We start from the raw sequence: 13094 nt of genomic DNA, 5'->3' as shown, positions 1-13094 counted from the left end.
GTATTTGAGTCGGTTCAATCTAGTCCTCATCTATGTTTTATCCATCATGATAGCTTTTCTTTTAGGGATTTACGTGGCCCCTAGCGTTGAAACACGCTTCAATGGGCAGACTGTGGCAAGTAATCCCGTTATCGAAGAAATACCGCCTAGTACCGTAGATAAAGCTGCTATTGCTGCTGAATCCAACACTACTGGATCCAATCCTATTGAATCAGATCCTACTGAATCTTCACATTCCCCTTCCCCGGAAGCCGTTGTCTTGGAAGATATGCCTTCGGATGATGATACTGGACCCGTCGGTGATGACTCTGAAGATCTGCCAGTAGCAGATACCCCATCCGGGCAAGGGATTGGTGCGCCATTAGAATTCAAGTATAGTACGAACTCTGCCGATGCTGTTAAGCTAACCTGGGAAGCTGACAACTTAACTGGAAAAAGGATCAATTATTACACAGCCCACATCAGCACGTTTAATCCAGTAGGCGATCCTTCCAATGATCAGCTGAACGGCAAGAGCAGCTTTTCGCTTAAATATGTGGGGCCGGTTGAGCCCAATGATACTTTATTTATTTTCAGTGATTTTACATATCAGAATACAATACATACGATTATTATTGACCAGCTCACACTTCAATATGATGATGGTACTATCGAGACCTTCGACTATGGTTACGAAACTACCGATGATAGCGGCCTATAATCCACATGATTTGCAGCCCTGGTGCGAACCAGGGCTTTTAGCAGGCACAATTGAACTAATGGTAATGTAAAAAACGAAGAGCGGCCTGGAATCCGGCGCTCTTCGTTTTTTACTTTTATTGTTACTGTCAGTCTGTTTAGCGGATGACCGTTACCTTGATCGTATCACTGGCAGTCACTCCCGCCGCGTTGACCAGCTCCGCCCGATATTCGTACACACCGGCAGTGCGTCCGCTGATAGTGGTTGCTGCACTTTGTGCCGAAGGCGTATGGGCATTCAGCGGCTGCGAGTCGATGAGCTCCCCGTTCTCATACAGGCGGTATTCTGTAGCGTTAGTCCCCCACCACAGATTCATCGACACCTTATAGGTGCCATCTCCGTCCCAGTTATCTTCGGATAGTATCGGCTTGCCCGGCGCGGAGTCACTTATGGTGACCGTAAGCGGATCGCTCTTGGTCGTACCATATTTGTTGATTAACTCCGCAGTGTAAACATAAGTGCCGTTCACCTTACCATGAAGCTCTGTACTTGCCGTCTGGGCAGCCGGCGATACATCTTTCAGTGTCTTGGAATCAATCAGTGTGCCGTTCTCATAGAGTTTGTAACTCGTGCCGTTATTACCCCACCATAGGTTCATGGTGACTGTATAGTTACCATCACTAAGTCCATTAGCATAGCTGCTGTTGGAGGATAGCACAGCTTGTCCTGGCTTACCAGTCGCAATCACCTGGCCGCCAATAACCTGGAACGTATTGCTCTTTTCAGTCGTATTGCCGGCCGCGTCATGCACGATGTATTTCACGGTGTGGGGGCCGGCGCCTAAATCGGCGGCGCTCAGGGTCTGGCCTTCGGCAATCGGTCTTCCATCTAATAGAAGCTGTTTCGAGGTGACACCTGACAATACATCGTCAGCAGTCAATTCAAAGGAAAGCTGTGCTCCTTCTTCTACATCTCTCACCTCATGACCGGATTCTTTCAGTTCGGCAACCGGTGGAGCCGTATCAATATTGAGGTTCAGCGTCTTTAGATCTTCCGCTTTGCCTTTTGCCGGCACAGCATGGTATGTCAATGTATGCCGCCCATCTTCCTTCAGGTCCACAGGTGTACTGTACTCAGCTTCCTTGTTGCCGTTCAGCGAGTAATAAACATTAGCTGTATCTGTATTCGCCTTCAGGGTAACGGTGACCGGCTGGTTAAACCAGCCGGAAGCATTAGGCTCGGCAGAAAGCGTCGCCGTTGTTACCGGAGCCCCCTCTTCTGCTGCTGCGGCGAAGTCATCGAGGCTTCTCGGCTTGAGCTGGTAGATGCTTTTAAAAATTGCGGAAACACCTGTAATATTAAGTTTCTGTCCTTCTGTATAAGGGAAGTTATCCTTAGTAATGCCTGTCCGGGCATCCACGCGCACATGATTGCTTGTCCCGTCGGCATTGACGGCGTCGAATTCAAAGGAGCCGCTTGGCGTAGCGTTGATAATGTTCGCCACGGTCACACCGTTCAGTTGAACCAATTGGCCTTGGTTGGCATCATTCACCATACTCGCCGCAATCGGCTGCGGCAGTGTCGCCGTGCCCGTCTTCGCAATTTGCACTGCTTCTGTCAGCTCCAGCTCTGTGTTGTACAATGCGGTGGACGCTGTTACCTTGACCTTATCGCCAACGTGGAAGCCGCTCTGACTCTGAAAGACATAAACCCCACCGGTTCCATCTTGGAGATAGAAGGACTGTCCGCCGAAGATACCCGGCTCAGTCGTCACGGTCCCCTCCACCGTTACCAGTGATCCGGCTGCCTTAGCCCGGGAGTCGCTGATAGAGATTGTAGCCGGAATGGGATCTTCCTCAGCCGGAAGCGGTTCAGCAGGAACATTGCCCAGCGTCACCGATTCAGTCTTGAGGTTTGTACTGTTCTGGCGGAGGCGCAGATTGGATGCAGCTGTGGTGCCCGGCTTGATCTGGATCGTCAGATCCTTATAGGCATGACCGTTCAGATCAGCTGTCAGATTGAATGAGGAGCTATAGCCGTAGCTGCTTGGCCAGGTACCGTCGCTGTTCTGAATCTTGGCGATTTGGGCGCCGCTGCTTACCTGGTAGACACCTACCTGGAAGCCGGATACGCTTGTGCCTGCAGGAAGATTATCTGCACTCACCCGAATCTGAAAATTCTGTGCATTTGGCAGCACAGCCTGGTGCGTGAAGTTATAAACCGCACTTGCAGTGGCTGCCGGTCCGCCGTAGGAGCCTGCTTTGAAGGTGCTGCGATCATACCATTTGTAGCCAGCATTAGGTTGAGCCCAAGGCTCCGGCTGCGGCTCAGTGGACAGCGCCGGCTCCTCGAATGGCAGCAGTGTTGTCGGCTGATCTAGCGTCAGGCCATTCACCTGGGTGAAATCCGTATAGCTCTCCTGCTCGGCGAGCCAGTTCACGGTGTTAACCAGCAGTGTGGCATCGTCCACTTCCTTGAAGCCATCGTAAGTTGTTTTCTTGGCGCCGGTATCTTCGCGCAGGTATTTCGGTGTTGCATCCTCTACAGGAGATGAGTCACCGATGAAGGCTGCCTTGCCGGCGCCTTTTTTAGCAACTGCCACATAGGGACCTTCTGCCACACCGCCGCCGTTATAGACCCCCTGGTCTACGGCATTGGCCCAGGCAGCATTGGTTTGCGGCAGGTAGACGATACCTTTCGCACGGGCTGGGTCTAGAATGGCCAGCGTGGAACCGGCATGCATAGCTACCGCTGATACGCCCGTTGTAATGCCGAAGGCTTGATCGGGAGCCACGACGTTGGTTGCGTTAATGTCACCAAGCGCATTGTAGCGGAAACGGACACCGAACTCGTCCGCCAGCCAGTCAGAGCTAACCACACCCTGCATGGCTGCAGAAGCGACCTCATCGGCATTCATGCCTTTAGCTGGATTGTCCCACGCTCCACGGCGGTAGCCGTTGAAAGCTTCTGAACCATCCCAGCGGTTTTTGTTGCGGTCGGCGTTATAATGGTCGCCGATGAAGAAAATACTGCCGCCATCCTCCACATATTCCGCCATCGCAAGCTGCTCGCTTGCTTTGTAGGGCACGTTGGATTCGGCGACGATGTAGACATCATAATCGGAAAGATCACTCAAAGTAATTGGAGTCGTCTTGCGGAGTTCTTTAACATAATAGCCTTCCTGGGCAAGGGCATTCCCAAAGTCTGAAAAAGCGCCGTCAATCACCCAATCGGCTGCTCCCGCAGTCTGCTCATGGGTGTTGTCGAACAGGATCTTCTGGCCTGCATGCTCATTGACGACTTTGGCATCAATGTACGGCGCAGGATCGTTTGGTCCTTCTGCGAATACCGCCGAACCGGCTCCGAACGTGAACAGCTGAAGTGGTACGGCCACCGCCACAGCTAGAGTGCTGTTCAGCAGCCTCTTTTTCCAAACTGAATTCTTCTCCTTCATACCCTTCCTCCTCAAGATATAGTCCGGTGAGTAATTACCATAAATACCCACCTGTTAGACATCTACTATCCTATCTCAAAACAATTAAAAAAAAGATAGATTTATGTAAACTGCTGTAAAAATTATACTTTTGGCCTATAAAACGGGTCGAATATAGAAAGGGTATTATGAAAAAAGTCACAGTTGCTGAGGCTTATGATGAAGGATTGGACTATCGGCATATTAGCAAAAAAAAAGGAAACGGATAAATGCTCCGTTTCGCTCTCCTAATTTACTGATAACCAAGTAACAAATTCACAATCGTATCAAGCTGAAGCTCTAATGAAAAAGGATCTTCCATTACGAATTCATCATGATAATTATCACCATACAAATAAACTTTGCCATTTTTCACTGCAGGGATGCCTTTCCATATGTTACTTTCCATTGCTTTATTGGTAGCATCCGCATCGCCATTATAAACAAAAACATAATCACCTAAATATTCTGGAAGCACTTCTAATGAAATCGATTCAAATCCCTCCGCCATATTTTTTGCACTTTCTGTTGGAGGCAGCTGAAGCATATTGTATATAGTGGAAGAACCATAGTTTCCTCCCTTTGCCGCTAAGACGTATACCGCCTTTTGTGAAAACTGAACAATCGAAACGGTTTCCCCTTCCTTGATAACCCCGGCAAGTTTAGACTTTGCTTCAGCTACTTTCTGTTCATATTCCGTAATCCATTCTTCTGCTTCTTTTTCTTTTCCGAATATTTTGCTTACACTCCTAAATTTATCAAGCGGCCCTGCTGTTTTTAACCCCTCCCAATAAGGCAGAAAAACAGTGGTCCCAATTTTCTCATATTGTTCTATGTTCTCATCGATCGAACCGATAATTAAGTCCGGATCTAGCATCGTTAATTTTTCCAGATTTAAAGGGAAATCCCCTAAATCCTCAATTTTCTCGATCGTTTCTTTGGGTATGTCCGCTTTTTCCATCCAGCCTTCATCCAGCATAAACGTTCTTGCTCCGATGGGTACAATTCCTAATTTCAATAAATGCCCCATATATTGGTCAGCCGCCACTCTTTTCGGCTCTGCTGGTACTTCCACATCTCCCTTAGGCGTTGATACTATTCGAGTGTTCGTACTTTCTTCTGATGTTGCTTGATTTACGGTTCCATTCCCATTACTTTGTTCCTTCGTAGCAGTACCCGTCCCACTTGAGCAAGCACCTAATAATAGAGAACCGCAAAGCAGTAAAGCAGCCGTCGTCTGAGATTTTGTCATTTTAAACATATGTAATTCCCCTTTTTCCGTATTATGATAATGATTATCATTATTAATATACTGTTGAACGATGGGTTCAAAAATAGAGGATATGGGGAAGTTTAATGGACTTTCAGCAACTTTTGGCCGCAGTGACTCTTTTGTTCTAAAATGTGCAGGGGATACACCTTTTCTTTTCTTGAAAATTCGGCTGAAATAATATACGTCTTTATAACCAACGCTTGCTGATATTTCCCCGACCGAAGCATCTGTTGTCATTAAAAGCTCTGTTGCAAGTTCAAGCCGAAACCGAATTAAGTAATCAATCGGACTCATGCCTGTGTACTCTTTAAACAAGGATGACAAATGATAAGCACTGAAATTAAATACTTCCGCAAGAGAATCTAATGTAATTGGCTCCGCATAGTACTCCTGAATGTAGGTGATTACTTGGACTGCAACACTGGTCTGTTTCACCTCAGTCTCTTTTCTATGTAATTCTTTTAAAACCTGATGAATGAATTGATAAAAAAGTGATTTTACGTTGAGTCTCTCTTCTTGCTCGTTCCATTTTTGATACATCAATTGCATTTTGTTATAAAGTAAAATGGGTGCATCAGGGGAAAAACAATATTGTGATTGGAACAGATCCTCCTCTTGAATCCATGCACGGTAATAAATGATATAGTAAACAAAATTCTTACTTGTCGGAACAATATTAAGTATCGCCCCTTTCCCGCTATGCAGGACTTGAAATCCTGTAAAAGAAAATTCAGAGTCATCTAACTGAACTTGAGCGCTCCCTTGTACCGAAAGTAAAAATATACTGGCAGGAATCTTGTACTTATGAAGAATTTCGCCTTGAACCCTTTCAATATGGCGCACATCCAATAACTTGACCGTCGCTTGGTCCCAAAGCAATATTTCATTGCTTTTGTACATAATGACTACCCCTCCGTTATCTGTCTAATCCTCATCATAAATGATAACCATTATCAATAACAGTCAAGATATTTAACTTAATAACAAAAATCCGATTGCCCCAAAAGGTGCAATCGGATTTTTTAATATAAATTTATTGTTCAGACGCCAATTGCAGAAAATGATCTGCAGCCAAACGGACAGCCAGGATACTTGCGCTATTAAGTGAGTTATCAAAGATAAGAACATGATTATTTTTCACTGCTTCCAGTGAGTTCCACACGTTCGAAGTTTCCTTGTCCTTGATGGCTGCCTTTGCGATATCCATATCATGCTGGATAATAATATAATCAGGATTCATGCTGTATATCCCTTCCAGAGAAAGGGCTCCTCCCTCTTCAGGATATCCCTTCGGTGGCAACAACCCGAAGCCTACAGTTTGATTGTAGTACATCGTGTTTTTAGAGCCTTGAGCATTAAAATTAGCTTTTCCGTCGACCCGTAGTAAAGCAAAGGTTTTATTCTCAAGACTACTTAGCTGTTCTTTTGTTTTTGCAATCATTTCTTGGGTTTCCTTAATGGCTTGTTCCGCTAATGTCTCTTTACCAACAATCTGAGCACACAGCATCGTCGTTTTTTCCCAGGTATCGGTGTAGTCAATTAAGATGACTGGTGCAATCTTATTCAACTCTTCATAATTGCTATCAACAGAACCCTTGAAGGTTACAATCACATCAGGCTTTGCTTCCATGATCATTTCCAGATTCGCATTGCTGCTGCCCAAATCAATGATTTCAGCAGTTCCAGCGTAAGGCTGTAAAGTAGCAAAATCCTTCATCGCTTCCGCTGCGTTAGTTGATGCGATTGGAGGCGTATCAAGAGCAAAAAAGTAATCTAAATACAAGGGATGCAGAACCGCTATACGCTCAGGTCGTGTCTTGAGCACCACTCCATTGTCGCTGGCATCCGCAATTGTTCTTGGCCATCCTGCTTCTTCGATCTTGCCAACTTCTGGTGTAGGCGTGAATGAAGTTTCGGAACACCCAGCCAGTAATCCTGCTAGTATAATTAAGGATGCAATCCATCCATATAGTCTTTTCATTTGGCTCCCCCTTGAGTTGTTATCATTACTGTCTATATAAATGCTTCATTAAATCACGGTTTTTCTGCGTGAACAGGTCATTATGTGAAGACACCATCCCGGATGAATTTGCCTCCGGTGTGATGTATTGTTTGGCTTGGTTTACCGCATTGGCAGCATCCTGGAATGCCCCCGCGATCAGATGCAGTTTCCCATCATGATGTAGAACATCCCCTGCCGCATAAATACCCGGCACGGATGTCCCGCTCATTACTGATCCTGAAATCCGGTGTTCCCACAGATCCATTTTAATTTCACTGTTCACCAGCAGTTCTTTGTCGCGCTCATAACCGTGATTAATGATGACCTCATCGACAGACAGCTCAAATGCCTCTCCGTTGTCATTACTTTTTAGCAGTACAGTCCCTATTCTTTCGTGATCCGGTGTGGCAATCAACTTTTCGATTGAAGTATTTAACAAGCACACTACGCCATTGTTTGCCAAGCGTGAAATATCGGCTTCATGCCCCTTTAAGTTCTCTTTCCGGTACGTCAGAAATACCTTTTTGGCAATCGGAGCCAGTTCATTCGCCCAGTCAACAGCAGAATGGCCGCCTCCCGATATTAGGATAGTCTTCTCTTTAAAGCGGGCAAGTGACTTCACCGTATAATGCAAATTTGTGATTTCGAATCTTTCGGCACCCTCGATTTCGAGCTTGACCGGCTTCAGAATGCCTCCTCCAATGGCCAATATGACAGTTTTAGTGAAATGCTTCCGGTTTGCGGCCGTGTGTAAAATAAAGTAACCTGCTTCATCTTTCGAGATGGATGTGACCTTTTCATTAAAGGCAACCTCCGGTTGGAAAGTCATCCCTTGACCAACCATTTGTTCAATAAGCTGTGAGCCAAGAATAGGCTGTAAGCCTCCCACGTCCCAGATCATCTTTTCCGGATAGACATGCACCTTGCCGCCAAGCACAGGTTGGAATTCTATAATTTTGGTTTTCATTTCACGGAGTCCGCTATAAAATGCAGCAAATAATCCAGCCGGACCGCCGCCAATAATCGTAACATCAAACAATTCCTCTTCATGCATCGTTCAATCGCCTCATTTCTCTTTTTTAAATCCCTAAATGCTCACGGAAAGTGCTACCCGTATATTCGCTCCGGAATAAGCCTCTTTCAGCCAGCTCCGGTACCAACTTCTCAAAAAACAGCTCCATAGATTGTTCCGAGCCGCCTGGCAGGGCGATGAAGCCATCTATAGCCCCCGCTTCAAACCGTTCAATAATATCGTTCAGCACTTCCTCGACTGTCCCGACAGATACCCAGTGTGCAGATCCGACAACCTCCGGCCTGTCCAAGATTTCTTTCACTGTAGGCTGATTTTTAATTATATACCGCCGTAACAATTCGGCATGAGTCCGGCTGCGGACAGCCTGACTGGAATCGGGTAACATATCGGCAGTTACTCGCTTATCTAAGGGATAACCGCTTAAATCAAGACCCAGCACCGATTTGAGCGAAGCATGTCTGCGTTCAAGGCTTAAATTCGCATGTGCAGCTTTATGTAATTCAAGTGCTTCTTCGCGCGTATCGGCCAGGAAAAAATATAAGCCCGGCAAAACTTTGATAGCATCCGGATCACGGCCCTGCTCAGCCGCTCTTCTTCTCAGATCATTTCTTAGTTCCACTCCCGATTCGATATCCGGCATTGCCGCAAAAATAGCATCAGCTACAGATGAGGCGAAATTCCGTCCAATATCCGAAGCACCAGCTTGGAATAGCGGCGGCGTTCCTGACTTGTGAGCAGGCAAAGTAAGCGGCCCTTTTACACTGAAAAATTCCCCGGAATGATTAATGGCAGTCACTTTATCCTTATCCGAAAACATACCTGACTGACGGTCGATAACAATCGCTTCATTCGGAAAACTCTCCCAAAGCTTGCATACAACATCCGTGAACTCCATAGCCATGGCATATCTCTCTTCCGGTGACGGCATAGGTGAGTCGCTGAAATTATCGGCGCCTTCAATAGAAGTGACAATATTCCAGCCAGCGCGTCCATTGCTCAGCCAGTGTAAGGACTGCAGCTGCCTTGCAACAACATACGGCGGATTAAAAGTAGTGGAAATCGTCGTTACCAGTCCGATCCGCTCGGTTTCACGAGCTATCGCTGCAAAAAACAATGCAGGGTCTGGGCTGCCGAAATTTGAGGAATCTCCTAACATCTGCGGGCTAACATACAGATAATCAGCCCTGAAAAGAAAATCGAGCTTTGAATTCTCCGCTATTTTTGCCAAATCAATATAGTAATCAATAGACTCCATCTTTTCTACTCCGCTATCCGGGTGCCGCCAGCCGTCTCCTTTCATCCAGGTTGCATTTAAGGACAGGCCAATACATAATTGTCTTAGTCTTTTTTCTGTCATTTCTACCAGCCTTTCATTTATAAATCAATTTACTGATAATGATTCTCAGTTACAAAAGTGAGTTTATCAAAAATTTAAATAAATTCAAATGTACAAATCTCAAATCCAGCATGCATCATTATTTAATCTAAATAAAAAAAGTCTGCACTTCTGGCTTATCACCAGTAGCTGCAGACGTAGTTCAAGTACAAGAAGCTCATTATGTACATTATTTATAGGCAGAGGGAGAAACACCGAATTTCTTTTTGAATAATCGGCTGAAATATAGTGGATTGTCATAACCGACACGGTCAGCAATCTCGCGGATAGGAAAATTACCTGCTTTGAGTAATTCACAGGCCCGTTCCAAACGATAATTAACAACATAGTCGATGGGTCGTAGTCCCGTATATTTATGAAAGAGGTAAGAGAAGCGGTTGGCACTCATTGCATGCTGTTCCGCTAACTCACCGAGTGTAAGTGAATTCATATAATGAAGTTTAATATACGTAAGGGCTTCGTCTACCATTCTTTGATTCGGAGAACGATCGTTCTCTCTGTAACTGCACGCAATCAGAACCTGGTGCATCAGGCTTAAGAACAACTCCTTGATACGCAGCTTCCCAATTTCTCCGGATGGATGGGCATTCTGATGGAGCATAATTAGTAATTCAATAATTTTTAGATTCGCTCCCGGCTCCAGCTTGAAATGAGAGTCAAATTCGTGAGTACTATTCATTTCTTCCGGCATATCCAATTTATAAAAAAGGGAGTAATACTCGAGCTCAGATTGTCCTATAACCTGCGAATCCATCTGCATGCCCGGAGCAGCATGAAAAACTGATCCTGGCCGTAATTCATATACCGTTCCATTCACACGTATTCTGGCTCCCCCGCGAATGATAAATAGAAATCCATGCTTAACGGTGGTGAATTCACTTAATAAGCTTTTGGGCTGGATGACTAAGCGGCTTCTATCTTCTATTTCATAGACACCTTTAGTAAATGCCTTTGCTAATTTGTCCAAATTTATCAATGCTCTGCACCTGCTTCCTAGCACCATGCTTCTTATAAAAATCAGATCCAATTCTGATATTTATTTAAAACAGTATAGACAATAGTATGCGAAATTGCTAGAAGTGTAGTAGATATTCTACTGTACACTGCAACCCAAGAAGATGCTCAGGAGATTTTGCTTGAAAATATGCCGTTTTCATTACAATCAATTTGAAGAAGTTCATCCTGTAAAATCCAAACATCAGTTTTTTCAACAAAGAAATGAAATCCGCCAATGGATTGAACCCATGCGGGATCGATCGGTGTAGCACTTGCATTAATTCCAACAGTGAAAGCATCAGAGCCTCCACCGGCATATTTTGCGTAAATTCTTACATATTGCCCCTCTTCCAAACCCCATTCATTCTTAAATGAATCCAATGCTTTTTCGGATACTGCAAATGATATCATTCCTCTTCTCTCCTTCCTGCTGTTTAATCACATTTTTTTATTTCGCCACGATAATTGGCCATTCTGAAACTGGCTCCGCATCCACATGAAGCTTTTGCATTAGGGTTATTCATAGTGAATCCGCCTACCATTCCACTCTCTTCATAGTCAATTTCAAGACCGTCAATATATGGAATACTATTCGGGTGAACCAATATACTAAAATCTTGTTTATTTAATATAATATCCTCTTCTGCTTGCTGCTCATCCACGACTAGGGTATAGGATAGTCCACTGCATCCCCCTTCATCAACACCCACTCTTAGAAATGGATTTCGGATATTCGCACTTGATAAGATTTCGGCGATTTTTTCTGATGCTTTGTCACTGACCTCGATGATCATTGTGAACTCCTCCTTCGTTTATTTGTTTTTCAAACCTAAAGATTGGATACCCGTTCCTATTTGTTCAGCTACTGGTGAGATCCGAGTGCTCGCAAATAAACTCATTACAATCAACAAGAGATGGAAACCCATTGCTACAATTAATCCGGATTGGAGTGACATTCCGCCAGCCTGACAAACCACAAGGATGGAACCGCCGATCCCGATAACTACACCGGGTGTAAAAGAATCCGCAAATTGCAGATTTGCCGAGGTGTTGCCGACACCTCCTTCTCCTGTCTGAGAAAACGCCACAACACCGCTAATCGGATGCGCCAATCCAATGCCGATTCCAGCGATGATCTGTCCAATAACTGCTACGGTAACGGTCACAACGGGTATCCAAAATACGATAGTAATCCCTATGGCAAGCAGCAATACACCCAGAATAATTCGCGTATGCCGTCCACGGCCCTGATCTGCCGAATCCCACCGTCCTTGCAGATACGCTATGACGCACCAACTCAACGCAGCACTCGCTACAATCAATCCGGCCTGAGAAGGCGTTATTCCTTTCACATCGATTAGAGCCAATACCAAGAAATTCTGTGTGCTGGTATAGGCAGCGAAGAACAGCCCACGTGTTGCCAGAATAGCTGGCATGCCTCTTCGAAGCGTAAGAGTTCCCTTCGGTAGCAGTTTGCGGAGCGGAAATATCATAAGTACTAAGCCGATAATGACTAAAACAAATCCCATAATGCTCGGAAGCATGCTTAGACCAACTAAGAAAATCCCTGTACCCATCGTTAACAGTAACGCATTCCAAGTTGATGAAGCTCCGATATCCCCTTGCGTCTTCGGTGTTTTTAATTTCGTGAACGCAGGTAAACTAAGCAGTGCTGAAATCATCAGGATCGGTAATATTCCCCAGAAAACAAACCGCCAGGACCACTGATCTGCGATAAGACCTGCAACGTATGGACCGAGCATGGACGGAAGAACATAGGCCGTACCAAATGCTCCGAGTATTTTGGCGCGTAATTCATCCGGGTAGCTTAAGGATATTGCTGTGTACACACAAGTCATCATAGCTCCGGCACCCAAACCCTGCATGGCCCGTGATCCTATCATGGTATACATATCGCCTGATGTTGCGGCAGCAATCAACCCAACGATAAACAAAAGAAGTGCGATAGTGAACGGTACTGCAGGTCCTCTTCTATCTATGATTCGACCGACGACCAGAGTTCCGATAATCTGCGCAAGCAGATAAGTACTGAATATCCAGCCAAACAGGCTAAGGCCGTTCAAATCTCCAGCAATTGAAGGGGCAATGGTAGTTACGGACAGGCCTTCGAATCCAACGGCCATCACTGACAGAATAATACCTATGGATAGTGCAAAATAACGTGGGCTGAAAATACTTTGATGATTAGACGACATGAAATGTGACCTCCAAGAAAATTGGTA

General features: G+C 45.3%; 10 protein-coding genes. 1 reads left to right on the top strand and 9 read right to left on the bottom strand.

Annotated elements, in window-relative coordinates; translation table 11 throughout:
* Window positions 1-4: 4 nt before the first annotated feature.
* Window positions 5-700, top strand: coding sequence for a hypothetical protein (locus NST40_RS15635; protein WP_076217687.1), 696 nt, complete (start codon window positions 5-7; stop codon window positions 698-700).
* A 136-nt stretch (window positions 701-836) separates the two neighbouring features.
* Here the strand turns inward: NST40_RS15635 and NST40_RS15630 are convergent, their stop codons facing one another.
* The 9 genes from NST40_RS15630 to NST40_RS15590 form a co-directional block, all read right to left on the bottom strand.
* A complete protein-coding gene (locus NST40_RS15630) occupies window positions 837-4133 on the bottom strand; it encodes a chitinase N-terminal domain-containing protein (protein WP_341002651.1) in 3297 nt (1098 codons plus the stop codon).
* 271 nt (window positions 4134-4404) lie between these two features.
* Window positions 4405-6324, bottom strand: coding sequence for an AraC family transcriptional regulator (locus NST40_RS15625; RefSeq protein WP_341002649.1), 1920 nt, complete (start codon window positions 6322-6324; stop codon window positions 4405-4407).
* A 133-nt stretch (window positions 6325-6457) separates the two neighbouring features.
* Window positions 6458-7405, bottom strand: coding sequence for an ABC transporter substrate-binding protein (locus NST40_RS15620; RefSeq protein ID WP_341002647.1), 948 nt, complete (start codon window positions 7403-7405; stop codon window positions 6458-6460).
* 25 nt (window positions 7406-7430) lie between these two features.
* Window positions 7431-8480, bottom strand: a complete 1050-nt coding sequence (locus NST40_RS15615; protein WP_341002644.1) for an NAD(P)/FAD-dependent oxidoreductase — start codon at window positions 8478-8480, stop codon at window positions 7431-7433.
* Between the two features lie 25 nt (window positions 8481-8505).
* Window positions 8506-9816, bottom strand: a complete 1311-nt coding sequence (locus tag NST40_RS15610; protein WP_341002642.1) for an NtaA/DmoA family FMN-dependent monooxygenase — start codon at window positions 9814-9816, stop codon at window positions 8506-8508.
* A 208-nt stretch (window positions 9817-10024) separates the two neighbouring features.
* Window positions 10025-10822 (bottom strand): AraC family transcriptional regulator, encoded by a 798-nt coding sequence (locus NST40_RS15605; RefSeq protein ID WP_342409684.1) that lies wholly within the window; start codon window positions 10820-10822, stop codon window positions 10025-10027.
* Between the two features lie 155 nt (window positions 10823-10977).
* A complete protein-coding gene (locus NST40_RS15600; RefSeq protein ID WP_076217679.1) occupies window positions 10978-11262 on the bottom strand; it encodes a hypothetical protein in 285 nt (94 codons plus the stop codon).
* 23 nt (window positions 11263-11285) lie between these two features.
* Complete coding sequence (locus NST40_RS15595; RefSeq protein WP_076130520.1) at window positions 11286-11642, bottom strand: iron-sulfur cluster assembly accessory protein; 357 nt, start codon at window positions 11640-11642, stop codon at window positions 11286-11288.
* 21 nt (window positions 11643-11663) lie between these two features.
* Window positions 11664-13067, bottom strand: a complete 1404-nt coding sequence (locus tag NST40_RS15590; RefSeq protein ID WP_076184920.1) for an MFS transporter — start codon at window positions 13065-13067, stop codon at window positions 11664-11666.
* Window positions 13068-13094: the final 27 nt, after the last annotated feature.

The organism is Paenibacillus sp. FSL R10-2778 (assembly GCF_038593035.1).
GTDB classification, from domain to species: Bacteria; Bacillota; Bacilli; order Paenibacillales; family Paenibacillaceae; genus Paenibacillus_AQ; species Paenibacillus_AQ odorifer.
This window is presented reverse-complemented; position numbering and strand designations above follow the sequence as displayed.